11 protein-coding genes are annotated in these 14,947 nt (G+C 65.9%); 5 read left to right on the forward strand and 6 right to left on the reverse strand.

What is annotated here, in order from left to right; all coding sequences use genetic code 11:
- The first annotated feature begins 13 nt into the window (after nucleotides 1-13).
- The 3 genes from ACFPAH_RS14810 (at nucleotide 14) to ACFPAH_RS14820 (ending at nucleotide 5,341) form a co-directional block, all read left to right on the forward strand.
- Nucleotides 14-1,444: an MATE family efflux transporter gene (locus ACFPAH_RS14810; protein WP_379746786.1), complete on the forward strand. Its 1,431-nt coding sequence runs from the start codon at nucleotides 14-16 to the stop codon at nucleotides 1,442-1,444.
- A 117-nt stretch (nucleotides 1,445-1,561) separates the two neighbouring features.
- A complete protein-coding gene (locus tag ACFPAH_RS14815) occupies nucleotides 1,562-3,781 on the forward strand; it encodes an alpha/beta fold hydrolase (RefSeq protein ID WP_379746788.1) in 2,220 nt (739 codons plus the stop codon).
- A 363-nt stretch (nucleotides 3,782-4,144) separates the two neighbouring features.
- Nucleotides 4,145-5,341, forward strand: a complete 1,197-nt coding sequence (locus tag ACFPAH_RS14820; protein WP_379746790.1) for a hypothetical protein — start codon at nucleotides 4,145-4,147, stop codon at nucleotides 5,339-5,341.
- 129 nt (nucleotides 5,342-5,470) lie between these two features.
- On the opposite strand, the gene ACFPAH_RS14825 is transcribed toward ACFPAH_RS14820, so the two are convergent.
- Nucleotides 5,471-5,662, reverse strand: coding sequence for a CsbD family protein (locus ACFPAH_RS14825; protein ID WP_379746792.1), 192 nt, complete (start codon nucleotides 5,660-5,662; stop codon nucleotides 5,471-5,473).
- A 196-nt stretch (nucleotides 5,663-5,858) separates the two neighbouring features.
- Between ACFPAH_RS14825 and ACFPAH_RS14830 the strand changes: the two genes are divergently transcribed.
- Nucleotides 5,859-6,941: an AI-2E family transporter gene (locus tag ACFPAH_RS14830; protein ID WP_379746794.1), complete on the forward strand. Its 1,083-nt coding sequence runs from the start codon at nucleotides 5,859-5,861 to the stop codon at nucleotides 6,939-6,941.
- 173 nt (nucleotides 6,942-7,114) lie between these two features.
- Here the strand turns inward: ACFPAH_RS14830 and ACFPAH_RS14835 are convergent, their stop codons facing one another.
- The 4 genes from ACFPAH_RS14835 to ACFPAH_RS14850 are packed head-to-tail and all read right to left on the reverse strand — an operon-like array spanning nucleotide 7,115 to nucleotide 12,807.
- Nucleotides 7,115-7,291 (reverse strand): CsbD family protein, encoded by a 177-nt coding sequence (locus ACFPAH_RS14835; RefSeq protein ID WP_379746796.1) that lies wholly within the window; start codon nucleotides 7,289-7,291, stop codon nucleotides 7,115-7,117.
- A gap of 34 nt (nucleotides 7,292-7,325) precedes the next feature.
- Nucleotides 7,326-7,994, reverse strand: a complete 669-nt coding sequence (locus ACFPAH_RS14840) for a class I SAM-dependent methyltransferase (RefSeq protein WP_379746798.1) — start codon at nucleotides 7,992-7,994, stop codon at nucleotides 7,326-7,328.
- Between the two features lie 52 nt (nucleotides 7,995-8,046).
- On the reverse strand, nucleotides 8,047-10,101 hold the full coding sequence (locus ACFPAH_RS14845) for a M13 family metallopeptidase (RefSeq protein ID WP_379746800.1): 2,055 nt from the start codon (nucleotides 10,099-10,101) through the stop codon (nucleotides 8,047-8,049).
- A gap of 24 nt (nucleotides 10,102-10,125) precedes the next feature.
- On the reverse strand, nucleotides 10,126-12,807 hold the full coding sequence (locus ACFPAH_RS14850) for a M1 family metallopeptidase (RefSeq protein WP_379746802.1): 2,682 nt from the start codon (nucleotides 12,805-12,807) through the stop codon (nucleotides 10,126-10,128).
- Between the two features lie 317 nt (nucleotides 12,808-13,124).
- Between ACFPAH_RS14850 and ACFPAH_RS14855 the strand changes: the two genes are divergently transcribed.
- Nucleotides 13,125-13,406 carry a flagellar protein FliT gene (locus ACFPAH_RS14855; RefSeq protein ID WP_379746804.1) on the forward strand — a complete coding sequence of 94 codons (282 nt, stop codon included), beginning with the start codon at nucleotides 13,125-13,127 and terminating at the stop codon, nucleotides 13,404-13,406.
- A gap of 374 nt (nucleotides 13,407-13,780) precedes the next feature.
- Here ACFPAH_RS14855 and ACFPAH_RS14860 read toward each other — a convergent pair whose 3' ends face one another.
- On the reverse strand, nucleotides 13,781-14,923 hold the full coding sequence (locus tag ACFPAH_RS14860; RefSeq protein WP_379746806.1) for a FimV family protein: 1,143 nt from the start codon (nucleotides 14,921-14,923) through the stop codon (nucleotides 13,781-13,783).
- Between the last annotated feature and the right edge of the window lie 24 nt (nucleotides 14,924-14,947).

Genomic DNA, 14,947 nt, shown 5'->3' on the forward strand with positions numbered 1-14,947 from the left:
TATCAGGTTACCCATGACTTCCACCTCCACGCTCACCGCCTCGCGCACACCCGTCCGCACCGAGATTGCCACCCTCTGGAAACTGTCCTGGCCCATGCTGGTCGGCCAGATGGCGACCGTCGGCATGGGCGTGGCCGACGTCGCGATGACGGGCCATGTGAGCGCGGCCGAACTGGCGGCCGTCTCGCTGGGCGCTTCGGTCTGGTCGATCGTGCTGGTGACCGTGATGGGCACCATGATGTCGATCAATACCGTGGTCGCGCACGAGATCGGCGGCGGGCGCTACGACAAGATCCCGCACTCGGTGCGCCAGGCCCTGTGGAAGGCCGTCATCGTCGGCCTGATCGCTTTCCTGTTCACCAACCTGGCGACGCTGGTGTTCGACCACATCGGCCTGGACCAGGCAGTGGCCGACCGCGCTTCGATGTTCCTGCACGTAACCTCGATCGGCATGCCGGCCTTTGCCTGCTACCGCGCGCTGTATGGCTACACGACCAGTATCAACGAGACCAAGCCGATCATGGTCATCGCGATCCTCGGCCTGCTGTTCGTGATTGCCATCAATTGGCTGCTGGTGTTCGGCAACTGGGGCTTTCCGAGGATGGGCGCAGTCGGCTGTGCGGTTGCAACCAGCGCCGCCATGTGGCTGATGCTCGTCGCCATGCTTGCCTGGATCAAGGTGTCCCCGGTCTACCGCATGAGCTATCCGTTTTCCAAATGGGAAGGCCCGGACTGGAAGGCCATCGGCGCCATGCTGCGCTTGGGGATACCGATCGGCATCACCTACTTTGCCGAGGTCAGCGCCTTCGGCCTGATCAGCCTGATGGTGGCACGCTTCGGCGTGGTGCAGGTGTCGGCGCACCAGATTGCGCTCAATTTCTCCTCCTTCGTGTTCATGGTGCCGCTCAGCTTCGGCATCGGCCTGCTCACCCGCGTCGGCCAGGCGATGGGTGAAGGCAACCCGGTGCGAGCGCAGTTCGTGGCGCGGGTCGGGGTCGGCATGTCGGTCGCCTTCGGCCTGCTGTCGGCGGCCATGATCGCGATCTTCCGCTGGGAAATCGCGCGCGCCTATACCTCGGACCCGGCGGTGCAGGAAGCCTGCGTCCACCTGCTGCTGTTCGCGGCCCTGTTCCAGCTGTCGGATGCGACCCAGGTCGCCACCGCCTCCGCCATCCGCGGCTACCAGGTGACGCGCCCGCCGATGATCATCCAGCTGGTCGCCTTCTGGGGCTTTTCGCTGCCGCTCGGCTATATCCTGGGTATCGCTCCGAGCTGGTTCCCGTGGGCGCCAAGCCAGCCGATGGAGTCGACCGGTTTCTGGATCGGCCTCGTGCTGGGCCTGACGATTGCCGCCGTCCTGCTGAGCTGGTCGATGGAGCGCCTGTCGCGCCAGAAGATCGTGGCCGGCGCCGCCCGCCAGCGCGCCGCCGCGGCCGCCGGTTGAGGCAAGCGCCGCGTTGTTGCCGACGCGGCCGTTTTTCCCTCGATATGTACAGCTTTTGGGGTGCGACTCTGGTATCGTCTCGTCCGTTGCATATAGCTAACTTTAACGAGACAATCCATGCGCCTTCTCCTCTGCCTCCTGGCCGCGCTCGCGGCCGCGCCCGCCTCCGCGGAACGCTTGACGCTCGACCGCATCCACGGCGAAACCTCGCTGGCCGGTCCCGGCGTGAAAAACGTGCGCGTCTCGCCTGACGGCGAACGCGTGACCTTCCTGCGCGGCCGCACCGACAACCAGTTCCAGCAGGACCTGTGGGAATACAATATGAAGGACAAGACCACGCGCCTGCTGGTCGACTCCAAGAAACTGGTCCCCCTCGAGAACCTGTCGCTCGAGGAAAAGGCGCGCCGCGAGCGGGCCCGCACCGCCAGCCTGTCGGGCATCCTCAGCTATACCTGGGCACCCAGCGGCAAGCAGTTGCTGGTGCCGATCGCCGGCGACCTGTACCTGGTCGATGTCGCCAGGCCGGACGCGGCGCGCAAGGTTGCCTCGGGCAACGTGCTCGACCCGAAGATCTCGCCGAAGGGCCGCTACGTCAGTTTTGTCCGCAACCAGAACCTGGTGGTGATCGACCTCTCCACCGGCGCCGAGCGCCAGTTGACCAGCGACGGCAAGGGCACCGTGCACAACGGCGAAGCCGAATTCGTCGCGCAGGAAGAGATGGACCAGACCACCGGCTACTACTGGGCGCCGGACGACTCGAGCATTGCCTATAAACGCTACGACGAAGCCCCGGTGCCGGTCGCGCGCCGCTTCGAGATCTTTGCCGACCGCACCGAAGTGATCGACCAGCACTACCCCGCCGCCGGGGACCCGAACGTGCTGGTGGACCTGTTCATCGTGTCGCCGCAGACCGGCGTCTCGCGGAAAATCGACCTCGGCGCCGAGAAGGACATCTACCTGGTGCGCGCCGACTGGAGCGCGGACGGCAAGACCCTGGTCTACCAGCGCCAGACGCGCGACCAGAAGCGCCTCGACCTGGTGGCGGTGGACGCCGCCACGCTCAAGCAGCGCCCGCTGCTGACCGAGACCTCGGCCACCTGGGTCAGCCTGCACAACGACCTGCGCTTCCTGAAGAACCGCCAGGCCTTCATCTGGGCATCCGAGCGCAGCGGCCGCAACCACCTCTACCTGTACGACCTGAACGGCAAGCTGCTCAACCCCATCTCGAGCGGCGACTGGGGCATCGACAACGTGCTCGCCGTGGACGAAGCCGCCGGGAAGGTATATGTCGCCTCGAACCGCGACGCCGTCATCGACAAGCAGACCTACGCGCTGGCGCTGGACGGCAGCACTGCCGGCAAGCCGGCCCGCATCACCCAGGGCGACGGCTGGCACGAGGCCGCGTTCGCGAACAACGGCAAGATTTTCGTCGACACCTATTCCGACCCGAAGACCCCGCCGCAAGTGTCGATCCGCCGCGCCGACGGCAGCATGGTGCAATGGCTCGAGAAAAACGAGCTGAACGCGAACCACCCGTACGCGAAGTACCTGCCGGACCACCTGCCGACCGAATACGGCACGATCAAGGCGAACGATGGCCAGACCCTGCACTACTCGCTGATCAAGCCGGCCAATTTCGACGCCAGCAAACGCTATCCGGTGTTCCTGTTTACCTATGGCGGCCCGCACTCGCAGCGCGTCACCCGTACCTGGGGCAATTATTTTGACCAGTACATGGCGCAGCAAGGCTTCGTGGTGTTCCGCCTGGATAACCGCGGTTCCAGCCGCCGCGAGCGCCAGTTCACCGACGTCATCTATAACAACCTGGGCAAGCACGAAGTCGAAGACCAGCTGACCGGCGTCGACTGGCTGGCGCAGCAGTCCTTCGTCGACCCGAAGCGCGTCGGCGTGTTCGGCTGGAGCTATGGCGGCTTCATGACGCTGCGCCTGCTGGCGGCCGATTCGAACAAGATCGCGATGGGCGTGTCGGTGGCGCCGGTGACGGACTGGGCGCTCTACGACACCCACTACACCGAGCGCTATGTCGGCGCCACGCCGAAGTCGGGCAAGGACGCCTACGACCGCAGCGGCGTGTTCGCCCACCTCGACGGTTTGAAATCGCCGCTGCTGCTGGTGCACGGCATGGCCGACGATAACGTGCTGTTCACCAACAGCACGCGCCTGATCGACGAACTCGTCAAGCGCAACGTGCAGTTCGAGCTGATGACCTATCCGGGCGCCAAGCACGGCATCTCCGGCCGCGTCGCCCAGCGCCACGTGTACGGCATGATCGAAAACTTCTTCAAGAAGAACCTGGGCGGCACCGCACCGCGCTGAACCTGTAGGCCGTAAAAAAACCGGGACGCCGAACAGGCCTCCCGGTTTTTTTTGTCTCTTGAGACGCCGTGCCGTCCGGCGTTTTAGCTCAACAGTTGCCTCAGAAGATACAAAAATTTCTGACAATTCAACAAAATGTCAATCATTTTGTTGTACATAAACAACGCTATACAAACTTTTTTTGGTCAATACATTTGTCCTCAAATGTATCTCTTTCCTATGAGAATGTGAACACGGAACTCAACAGTACAGCATTGCTGTAACAAATTATGTCCCCCCGGAATTAATTCCTCGCGGTATTCTCCGTGTTCCTGATCTAGAGACACGCTCAAGAAGAGCGGTACCACAAGAGGACTTTTACCAATGCAAGCCATCCGTACCAGCTTCACCCGCATCTCCTTCGCCGTCTCCGCAGTGGTCGTCGGCGCCGCCATTGCCGCCCCGGCTTCAGCCGCCACCCGCAGCGTCGGCCCCGGCAAGACCTATTCGACTCCTTGCAAGGCGTTTGCCGCAGCACAGTCCGGCGACGTCATCGAAATCCAGGCCGCCACCTATTCCGGCGACGTTTGCGCCATCTACAAGAGCAACCTGACCATCCGCGGCGTCAACGGCCGCCCGAAGATCGATGCCGCCGGCAAGAATGCACTCGGCAAGGGCACCTGGGTTGTCGTGGGCAGCAACATCACCATCGACAACGTCGAAATGTTCGGCTCCAAGGTGCCGGACCGCAATGGTGCAGCGCTGCGCCTGGAAGGCACCAACTTCACGCTGCGCAACTCCTTCCTGCACAGGAACGAGAACGGCATCCTGAGCGCCGCGAACACCGCCAGCACCATCACGCTCGAAAACAACGAGTTCGGTTACAACGGTCGCGGCGACGGCTACACCCACAACGTCTACATCGGCAAGGTCGGCAAGCTCACCTTCCGCTACAACTTCTCGCATGACGCCAACGTCGGCCACAACCTCAAGACCCGCGCGCTGTACAACACGATCGCGTACAACCGCTTCTCGAGCCTGCGTTCCGGCGAAAGCGGCAGCACGCCGGCCGGCAAGCCGAGCTACGAGATCGATGTGCCGAACGGCGGCACTACCTTCATCATCGGCAACGTGATCATGCAGCCGAGCAGCAGCAACAACCCGGCCTTGGTGGCCTACGGCGAAGAAGGCGTTGGTAGCCGCAAGACCGACCTGTACGTGATCAACAACACCTTCGTCAACGACGATGGCTCGCGTGGCACCTTCGTGATGGTCCGCAACGCCGCCACCCCGGCCAAGCTGATCAACAACCTGTTCGCCGGTTACGGCACGGTCACCACCCAGAGCTCGGCCATCAAGAAGACCAACTACCAGTCGCTGGCAGTGAGCTTCGCCAACCGCGCAGCCTACGACCTGCGTCCGCTCTCGAGCTCGCTGATCCTGAACGCCGGTTCGTCGCCAGGTTCGTCGAGCGACGGCGCCTCGCTCAAGGCCGTCTCGAGCTACAAGCATACCGCGGCGGCCGTCGGCCGTTCGACCCTGGGCAGCCAGATCGACATCGGCGCCTACGAAGTCCAGTAAGCCCTTTCCCGGCAACGGGACGCCATAAAAACAAAAGCCCCTGCGCCATCGGCGCCGGGGCTTTTTCGCGTTCCCAACCCGGCCGTCCGCGGACGGGCCGGGGTGACGCGGGGTGACGCGCGTTGTCTATTAACGGTTGACGTCGCGGGTCGCGTCGTTCAGCGCGTCCTTGACGTCGCCGTATTTCTCCTGGGTCTTGCCCTCGACCTGGTTCTTCAGGCCCTTGGCTTCCTGCTCCCGGTTGCCGACCAGCTTGCCGGCTTCTTCCTGGATCTTGCCACCGATGTCTTGCAGTTTGCCTTCGACTTGGTCCTTGTTCATGGCGATCTCCTTGAATGCTGCGCGGTCCCGTTGACTGCGCGATGGGTCCAGAATACGCGGGCCTCCAGCCGCGTTCTGTACGGATTCGCACATAGCTCGGCAATTGGGCAAACGCTTCCCGGGCAGCTCATCCATGCGCCGGAACGCAGGAACCCATGCTAGTGTTGAATTAATTATTTGATAATGGAGTACGAGCATGCGTGAACCCGCTGCCTCCCCGCCGCCATCGGGCGATGCGCCAACCCGGCGCAAGCTGATGAAACGGACCGCCGTCGTCGACGGCATCAGCGTCCTGTTCATCCTCGGCCTGGCCGCGGTCTGGTTCGCGGCCGACGCCCTGTTGCTGGTGTTTGCCTGCATCCTGTGCGCGGTGCTGTTCCATGAGCTCAGCCGCATGCTGGCGCGGCGCACGGGCATGCAACGCAAGTGGGCGCTGGGCGTGGTCGTGCTGCTGCTGGTGGCCATCATCGGACTGGGCGGCTGGGCAATGGCGCCGCAGATCGCGGAGCAGTCCAGCAAACTGGCCGAAGCCGTGCCCACATCGCTGCAGCAGCTGCAAGGCCTGGTCAACGATCATCCCCTGCTCAAGCGCGTCATGGCGGGCATGCCGCCGCCCGAGCAGATCGTCAAGCAGCTCGCGCAGATGGTGCCGAATGCCGGCCTGTTCTTCGGCGGCGTCGTGGGCGCGCTCGGCAACGTGGTGATCATCCTGTTCGTCGGCATTTATTTCGCCGCCTCGCCCCGGCTCTACACGAACGGCCTCATCAAGCTGGTGCCGCAGTCGAAGCGCCCGCGTGCGCGCCAGGTGCAGCAAAAAATCGGCGAGACCCTGGGCAGCTGGCTGCTCGGCAAGGCGATGTCGATGCTGATCGTCGGTGTCGTCACCTCGGCGGGCCTGTCGATGCTGGGCGTGCCGCTGGCCCTGATCCTGGGCATCATTGCCGGCCTGCTCGACTTCGTCCCCTACATCGGGCCGATCCTGGCCGGCGTGCCGGCCGTGCTGATCGCATTCACCATCAGTCCCGACCTGGCCCTGTACACGGTGCTGCTGTTCGTCGGCGTGCAGCTGGTGGAAGGCTATCTGCTGCAACCGCTGATCGAGTCGCGCGCGGTCGACCTGCCGCCGGCGCTCACCATCGTGATGCAGCTGATCTTCGGCACCATTTTCGGCTTTGCCGGGGTTGCACTGGCCACCCCGCTGGCGGCGGCGATCAAGGTGCTGGTGCAGATGCTGTATATCGAGGATGTGCTGGGGGATAAGGTGGAGGAAAAGGGTTAAGAGCGCCTAACAAACCCGCCATGGCCGCGTTGCAGCGCCTCGCCGTACTCTCGTACTGTCTTCGGCGCCGCGCCTTGCCATGACAATTTTGTTAGACGCTCCCAGTTACAAAACAAAGCCGCGAGGCATCGTGGCTCGACGCATCGCGGCTTCTTGATCAGTGGGGCGCAGGCTTACTTGTTGCCCTTGACGATATCCTTCACGTCGCCCACTTTTTCCTGGACCTTGCCTTCGGCCTGGTTCGACAGTCCCTCGGACTGCTGCTGGCGGCTGCCGGTGGCTTCGCCGACTTTCTCCTGGATCTTGCCGCCGATGTCCTTGGCCTTGCCCTTGATCTGGTCGTCGTTCATCACTGCACCTCTTGGTTGGAATCGAGGTCCCACCTTAGGCCTGATTGTCGGGCGTCTCTGTTCGCTGATTAACATTGAGAGACTGTACAGGCTTGCGCCACAGACTGGCCAGCCAGGGCTGCTGCTCGCGCGGCAGGCCTTCGGGCCGGTAGTAATGGAACAGCGGCAGGAATCCGGCGCCCACCAGGCGGCCTTCCCAGGTCGGGTAATCGTAATAGCTGCCGTAGCGCGGCCCATTCCACCCTTCCTCGTTGTGCCCGCGCGGGTTCGAGCTGAACAGCACGCCGCCCGGCTTCAGGGTGCCGTACAGGGCAGATAGCACGCCGCTCAAGGCCGCGCTCGGCACATGGAACAGCGAGGCGTTCGCGAACACGCCGTCGAACATCCCGGAGGGCAGCGCCAGGTGCAGGAAATCCTGGTGCCAGACCTCGCAGCCGCTGTACTCGCGCGCCAGCGCGACGAATTCGAGCGCGCCGTCGAGGCCGATGGCGCGGTGCCCCAGCTCGCTGAAGGTCTTCAGGTCGCGTCCGGGGCCGCAGCCGAGGTCGAGCAGCGTGAACGGCGCCGGACCTTCGATGGCGCCGAGCAGCGCCGCCACGTTCTGGCTGACGTCGTGGTCGATGGTGCCCGCGAAAAACTGCCGCGCATGGCGCTCGTAATGCGCCAGCGTGCGCCGCGCAATGTCGTCCAGATGGTCGGTCATGCTTGCCTGTCAAAAACGGCGGCGGCCGGAGGGCCGCCCTTCCCCGCCGAGATTACCAGATCCGCACCCGGTCCTGGGGCGCCAGGTACAAGGCTTGTCCCGGCTTGACGTCGAAGGCCGTGTACCAGGGATCCAGGTTGCGCACGATATAGGTGCGGTACTGGGCCGGTGCGTGGCCGTCGGTCAGCACCGCGCGGCGCAGCGACGCTTCGCGCATCTTGGTGCGCCAGCCCTGGGCAAAGCCGGTGAAGAACTGGCGGTCGGCACCGGGTGCCTGGCCCGCGGGCGTGGTCTTGAACGCGTCGTAGGATGCGGCCAGGCCGGCCAGGTCGGCCAGGTTTTCGCTCAGCGTCAGCCGGCCGTTGACGGCCAGGTCCGGGAAGGGCTTGTAGGCGCCGTACTGGGCGACCAGCTTGTCCGAGGCGGCGGTGAAATGCGCCAGGTCCTGCTGCGTCCACCAGTTGCGCAGGCGGCCCTGGGCGTCGAACTGGGCGCCCTGGTCGTCGAAACTGTGGCTGATCTCGTGGCCGATGATCGAGCCGATCGCCCCATAGTTGGCGGCGTCCGGCGCCTTCGGGTCGAAGAACGGCGGCTGCAGGATGGCGGCCGGGAAGTTGAGCGCGTTCTGCAGCGGCAGGTTGACGGCGTTCACCAGTTGCGGCGGCATCGCCCATTCGGTGCGATCGGGCTTGTGTTTCAGCTTGTCCGTCTCCTGCCGGTAGCGGTACTCCTCGGCGCGGATTGCATTGCCGAAGGCGTCGCCCTTGACCACCTGCAGGCCGGCGTAGGACTTCCAGCGCTCCGGGTAGCCGATGCCCACATACATGCCCTTGACCTTGGCTTGCGCCTGCGCGCGCGTGCTCGGGGCCATCCAGTCGAGCTTTTCGATGCGGCGGCTGAAGGCCTCGACGATGTTGGCGACCATAGCCTGCACCCGCGCCTTGTTCTCGGCCGGGAAGTAGCGCGCCACGTAGAGCTTGCCGACCGCCTCGTCCATTCCCTCGTTGGTGGCGGCCAGCGCGCGCTTCCAGCGGGCCGACTGCTGCGGCGTGCCGGTCAGGGCGCGCCCCATGAATTCGAAGCGCTGGTCGGCGAAGGCCTTCGGCAGCAGGCTGGCGTACTGGTTCAGCTTGTGGAAGGCGAGGTAGTCGCGCCAGATGGCGACATCGGGCTTGGCCAGCAGCCGGGCCGCGCCCGTCACCGCGCTCGGGTGCCAGACCTGGAAGCGGTCCTGGTCCGACAGGCCGGCGGCCTTGAAGAAGGCCTTCCAGTCCACGCCCGGCGCCTTGGCGGCGAAGTCCTTCAGGGTCCAGACATGGTTCGATTTCTGGACGTTGGCCGAGTCCTCGCGCGTGGCGTGGGTTTGCGCCAGCGCCAGCTCGAGTTCGAACACGCGGGCGGCGCGCTCCTCGCTCTTGTCGTAGCCGGCCAGCTTGAGCATGGCGGCGATGTGCTGCTGGTATTTGGTGCGCAGCTCGGCCATGCGGGCATTGTTCTCGAGGTAGTAGGCGCGATCCGGCATGCCGAGGCCGCCCTGCAGCAGGTAAGGCAGGTTGCGCGAAGGTTCCGCCAGGCCCTGCGCCACCCACAGGCCGAACAGGTTTTCGGTAAAGAAATCGGTGGCGTTGAGCGGGTCGACGTCGGCCCGCAGCGAGGCGCCGAGCGCGCGCACCAGCGCGGCCTTGTCGCGGATCGAAGCGATGTTCGACAACATCGGCTTGATTGGCGCCAGGCCGCGCTTTTCGATACCCGCCTCGTCCATGTAGGCGGCGTAGAAGTCGGCCACCTTGCGTGCTTCCCCGCTCGTGTCCCTGGCGGCGCCCAGCTCCTCGATCATCTTCGCGATGCGGGTATTGGTTTCCTCGGCCAGCGCGCCCATTGCGCTCCAGGAGCCGCGGTCGGCCGGGATCTCGGTCCTGGCCAGCCATTCGCCGTTGGCATAACCGAAGAAATCGTCGCCGGGCAGCACCGTCATGGCGGCCGGCTTGCCGGGAGCGGGTTTGTCGATGGGTGGCGCCACCTTGGTGGTGTCCTGGGCATGGGCGGCGGTGGCGCCGAACAATGCCAGCACGGCGGCGGCGCTCAGGGAGGTCAAACGGGTCTTCATGCTCGTCCTTTTCTCGTGTTCGGATCAATCAGGGCGCGGATGCGCCAGCGCGGCGCGCACCTGGGGCAGCAGGCGCGCCTTTTGCGCGGCGCGTACGCGGATGCCGTTGCCGATGCGCTGGGCTTCGACCAGCGCATCGGGGCCGAAGTTCTGGGCCACGTAGTGTTCCATCATATCCGCATGGCGCACCTCCGAGGAGGCGGCGACCACGCCGGCCAGCGCGCGGTTGCGCGCCACCGCGTCGCTGCTGGCGACCAGCGCGGCGCGGTTGGCCACGGCAAAGGCCCAGGCCTGGTCCGGATGCTGACGCCCGACGCCGGCGACGATGTGGCCGGACAGGTTGGCCGGCATCTGCGGCGACAGGGCCAGTTCGAGGGTGCGCGCCGCCAGCGCCGGGTCTTGCGCGAGCGTCATGGCGCCGGCGATCCGGTAGCGCTCCTCGTCGGTCGTGGCGGCAGCGAATGCACGGCCGAGCGCAGCGTAGGTGGCGGCGTCGGCGTAGCGGCCGGCCGTGTTGAGGGCAAAGTCGCGCATTTCCGGACCGCCCGCTGGCGGCTCGCCCGCTTTGCCGGCATTGTCGCCAAGACCGAGGCGCGCAAAGCGCCTGCGCGCCTCGGCGATGGCCCGTTCGTCGCCGGCACTTGCCAGCGCGCCGGCCAGCAAGGGGCGCAGGCGGCGCTCCTCGATCGTCTCGCCCGGCCGCTCGTCCCAGCCGAGCTGGTCGAACCGGGGCTGCACGAAGCCGGTCACGAAACGCCGGATCAGCGCGCTTTCCGGCTCGCCGCGCGCCAGCTTCTCCAGCGTACCGAGGTTCGACAGGATCGATTCCCAGACGGCCAGGCGCGGCTCGTCGCCGTATTTCGCCACCAGGTCCAGGTAGCTGGCCAGCGGCGTGCGTCCGGCCGCGACCAGGCTCCAGGCGTCGAGCAGGAGCTTCAGGCGGGTCGGGTCCGGCAGCTGGGCGGCGTTGGCTGCCAGCGCATCGAAACTGGCGCGGTCGTACTGGATCCGGTAGAAGCCGACGCTGTCCGGGTCGACCACCAGCGTGCCCTCGCAGCTGCCCTGGGTGATTGTCGTGCTGCGGGTCGCCAGCAAGGTGGTCCAGGCGCGGCCGTTGACGGTGCCGACCTGCAGCGGCACGCTCCACAGGCGCTCCTCGGCCGCCGGCTCGTCCACGCGGTACTGCTCCTGCGACAGCGTGACCTTGCGCTTGCCGTCCTCGCAGGCCTGCGCCACGCTGATCAAGGGGAAGCCGGGCTGGGTGGTCCAGTCGGCCGCCAGTTTTCCGACCGGCTTGCCGGAGGCAGCCTCGAGCGCCGCCCACAGGTCGGCCGAGGTGGTGTTCGAGTACTGGTGCCTGGCCATGTAGGCCCGGATGCCCTTGCGGAACTTCGATTCGCCAACATAGTTTTCCAGCATGCGCAGGAAGCCCTGCCCCTTGACATAGGTAATGGCGTCGAAAGCGGCTGCTGCCTGCTCCTCGTTGTCGACGCGCATCTGGATCGGGTGGGTGGTCTTGCGCGCATCGAGGTTCAGCACGCTCTCGCGTTCGACGATGCCATCGAGGTGAGGACGCCACTCGGGGTGGAAGCGTTCGGTGGCTTTCGCGGCCATCCAGGAAGCAAAGCCCTCGTTGAGCCAGAGATTGTCCCACCAGGCCATCGTCACCAGGTTGCCGAACCACTGGTGCGCGACTTCGTGCGCATTCACCTCGAAGGTGAGTTTCTTGACGTCTTCCGGGCTCGTTTTCGGGTCATACAAGAGGGTCGCCTCGTTGTAGACGATGGCGCCCCAGTTCTCCATCGCGCCGTTGAAGCCGCCGGGAATCGCGATCTGGTCGAGCTTGGCGAGCGGATACGGCAGGCCGAAGTAATTGTTGTAGTAGCGCAGCAGGTCGCGGGTGGCCGCCAGCGGAAAGGCGGTCGAGCCGAGCTTGCCGGCGGTGGTGACGATGCCGATCTCGACCCCGTCCTGGCGCGCCGCGACGCGTTCCATTTCGCCCGCCACCAGCACCACCAGGTAGCTCGGCATCTTCGGGGTCGGGGCGAACGCGATGCGCTGCAGGCCGCCGGGCAGCTTTTCCTGCCTCTCGACCGGCGTGTTCGAGTAGGCCTTGAAGCTGGCGGGCAGGTCGACGGTCAGCTTGAAGCGGGCACGGAAGGCCGGCTCGTCCCAGGTCGGCAGCATGCGGCGCGCGTCCGACGGTTCCATCGTGGTGGCGACCAGCTTCTTGTCCGCCCCGCCCGCCTTGTAGGGCACCTGGAACAGGCCGCGCCCCTCGCGGTTGATCCGGCCACGGAAGCGCAGCGCCAGGGTGTAGCGTCCCGGCGCCAGCGGCGCGTCGAGTTCGAAGCTGAGGGTTTCCTGCCGGGCGTCGAGGATGGGCGTGAGCGTTTGCGGCGCCTTGCCGCGGCGCGACAGCGTGGCCTGGTCGATGCTCAGGTTGGCCGCGTTGAGCACGATGCGCTGCGTGGCGCGCAGGACCTCGATCTCGACCTGCTGCAGGCCGCTGAAGCTGTCGTCGGCCATATCCGGCACCAGGTGGGCGTCGTACAGCAGGGGAACGATGTCCTTGGGAAGCTTGCCGGGGGTGGCGGCGAAGGAAAACGGGGCTTCGGCCCAGGCCGCCGCCGGCGCCAGCACGGCGCCCAGCGCCAGGGCGGCGGCCAGCGCCAGCCTTGCCGGCGATGCGCAGTGGTCTCTCATGGTGTCCTCTCTCTGTTCTTGTATTGGCGCCGCCTGCGGCGCAGCGACCCAGCACGCACTGTAGGAGAAGCGCCGGGCCGCCCTGGCCGGAATGCGACGAACAGCAGAAAATCGCGCTGGACTGCAGAATCCCGGCAGTATGCGTGGTGCATGGACAGGGCGGCAGCGACGGCTGCGATGGCGCCGGCGCAGCGGCTTTCCGGGACCGGAAAAAATTTTCGATTATTTTTACGAAAAGCCCTAAAGTTCGCGAAAGCGCTGCCGTAAAAGGAGGACAACCGGTAATCCGGCCGAAAAAAAATTACAGCGGTGCTGCCATGACCTCCAACGAAGTGCTCTCGATGTACGAAAATATTGCTGGCTTGACCGGCAAGATGGCCGCGGCAGCGCAATCGGAGGACTGGATCGGTTTCGACAGCCTGCAAGCGCAATGCGCGGCACAGGCAGCGGCGGCCGCGACCGGCGTGCCGGCGCTCGAGGGCGCCCGCCGCCTGCGCAAGATCGACCTGCTCAAGCAGATCATGGCCAATGACCGCGCCGTGCGCGACGCCACCGAACCATGGATGGGCCAGCTGGACCGCGCGATGCGTGCGCACTGAGCTGCCCTGCCCCGAATCGAAAAAAGCGCCTGCGGGCGCTTTTTTATGGCGTGCGACATCGGCGCGCAAACAAAAAGGCGCCCGCAGGCGCCTTGGTGCTGCGACGGGCCCCAGGCCCGCCACATGAATTCGGAGAGCAACACCAGATAACTGGTGTCGCCTCTTTGCCGGTTGCATCCGGCGTCCGTTGCCGCTGTTGGCACACGTGACCGCTTCCGGAAACAGGCATCTTGCGACGTACTTCCGGTACCCGCGCCACGCTATCGGTGGTGGCTGCGCCGGCCTCTGTTCCGTTTTGTGGTTTTGACAACCAACGAAGCCAGTATATATCAAATTTTTAACTCGTGTGGACTGATTCGTGCGCGCCCCTGGCGCTAGTCGCCGGCGCTTTCCAGGGCGGGTTCGACCGGCTCCGGCGATGCGGCTTTCCGGCTGCCCGGCATCACGCGCGCCTTCACGGCCGCCATGAAGTTCGGTTTCGGCGCAGCACCGGACTCCTCCCCTGCTTTCGGCAGCCTGGCCGGCTTGTGTTCTTTCGGGATCTTGCCGAAGGTCGAGCGCCGGCGCCGGCGCAACAGGGCGAGCGCCAAGCCTGCCAGCGCGAGGCAGGCCGCGACGGCTGCGACGATCCATTCCCAGGGCGTGTCCGGCTCGGGCGGCGGCGTTTTCTTGGCCTTCAGGATGCGCGGGGCGCCCCTGGGCGCGGGCGCGGCCTGCGGCGCGGCGCCGGCCGCCATCTGTAAATGCTGCACTTTCGCTTCGAGCTGGCCGAGCTCCTGGCGCAGCGCGGCATTCTTCTCGCCCAGCACGCTGCACGCCTCGAGCTGGGCGGCGGCGGGCTGGGCGGCGCAGGCGGCGGGCGCCTGTTGCGCTGCGGGAGTTGCCACCGCTGCCGCGTGTGCCACGGGCGGCACTGCTGGCGCTTTCCTGGCGTGCAGCGGCCTGGCCGGCGCGGCCCGCGGCAGCACGGGAGGTTGACGCAGCGGCGCAGGCGCCCGGCGTGCGCCCGCCTCCACGTATTCTTCTCCGTCGTTCAAGGCGGCGGCAGGACGCGCCGCGGGAACGGCCTTGGGTGGCAGGGCCTCCGCGGCCGGCGCCGGCGCGGTGGCCAGCGGCGGCGCCGGGTTCGGGTCAGGCGTCAGCCACAGCGTCACCAGGCGCACCGTGCGCCGGCCGCCGTCGAGCAATTCGAGGTAGACGTGCAGGTGGGGGCTTTCGACCGGTTTGAGCGTCCTCAGATGCAGGAACTGACGGCCACCCTGGCGCGTCACAACCACATCCAGGTTGGCCAGGACCGCGGGCATGGCGATGTTGGCACCGCGGTAGACGTCGGGGTGGGCCAGCCGCACGCCGACCGGCGCCGCCGCATCCTCGAGCATGGTCAGCTCGACGCTGGCAGCGAGCGGCTGGCCGATGTGGGAGCGCAACTGGGCCTCGCCCAGTTCGGCGGCGTCGGCCGTCCCCATCGCACAGGCGAACAGCAGGCTGGAGCAGATGTGGGAAGCGCGGTTTGCCATGGAAGGAAAATGTGTAGCCTAAGC

The organism is Massilia sp. GCM10023247 (genome assembly GCF_042653325.1).
Classification (GTDB): Bacteria; Pseudomonadota; Gammaproteobacteria; order Burkholderiales; family Burkholderiaceae_D; genus Telluria.

Excerpts from the sequence above, each read along its gene's own strand:
- ACFPAH_RS14850 (WP_379746802.1), bottom strand. The coding sequence starts at position 12,807 with ATGAGAGACCACTGCGCATCGCCGGCAAGGCTGGCGCTGGCCGCCGCC.
- ACFPAH_RS14810 (WP_379746786.1), top strand. The coding sequence starts at position 14 with ATGACTTCCACCTCCACGCTCACCGCCTCGCGCACACCCGTCCGCACC.
- ACFPAH_RS14855 (WP_379746804.1), top strand. The coding sequence starts at position 13,125 with ATGACCTCCAACGAAGTGCTCTCGATGTACGAAAATATTGCTGGCTTG.
- ACFPAH_RS14835 (WP_379746796.1), bottom strand. The coding sequence starts at position 7,291 with ATGAACGACGACCAGATCAAGGGCAAGGCCAAGGACATCGGCGGCAAG.
- ACFPAH_RS14845 (WP_379746800.1), bottom strand. The coding sequence starts at position 10,101 with ATGAAGACCCGTTTGACCTCCCTGAGCGCCGCCGCCGTGCTGGCATTG.
- ACFPAH_RS14820 (WP_379746790.1), top strand. The coding sequence starts at position 4,145 with ATGCAAGCCATCCGTACCAGCTTCACCCGCATCTCCTTCGCCGTCTCC.
- ACFPAH_RS14825 (WP_379746792.1), bottom strand. The coding sequence starts at position 5,662 with ATGAACAAGGACCAAGTCGAAGGCAAACTGCAAGACATCGGTGGCAAG.
- ACFPAH_RS14815 (WP_379746788.1), top strand. The coding sequence starts at position 1,562 with ATGCGCCTTCTCCTCTGCCTCCTGGCCGCGCTCGCGGCCGCGCCCGCC.
- ACFPAH_RS14860 (WP_379746806.1), bottom strand. The coding sequence starts at position 14,923 with ATGGCAAACCGCGCTTCCCACATCTGCTCCAGCCTGCTGTTCGCCTGT.
- ACFPAH_RS14840 (WP_379746798.1), bottom strand. The coding sequence starts at position 7,994 with ATGACCGACCATCTGGACGACATTGCGCGGCGCACGCTGGCGCATTAC.
- ACFPAH_RS14830 (WP_379746794.1), top strand. The coding sequence starts at position 5,859 with ATGCGTGAACCCGCTGCCTCCCCGCCGCCATCGGGCGATGCGCCAACC.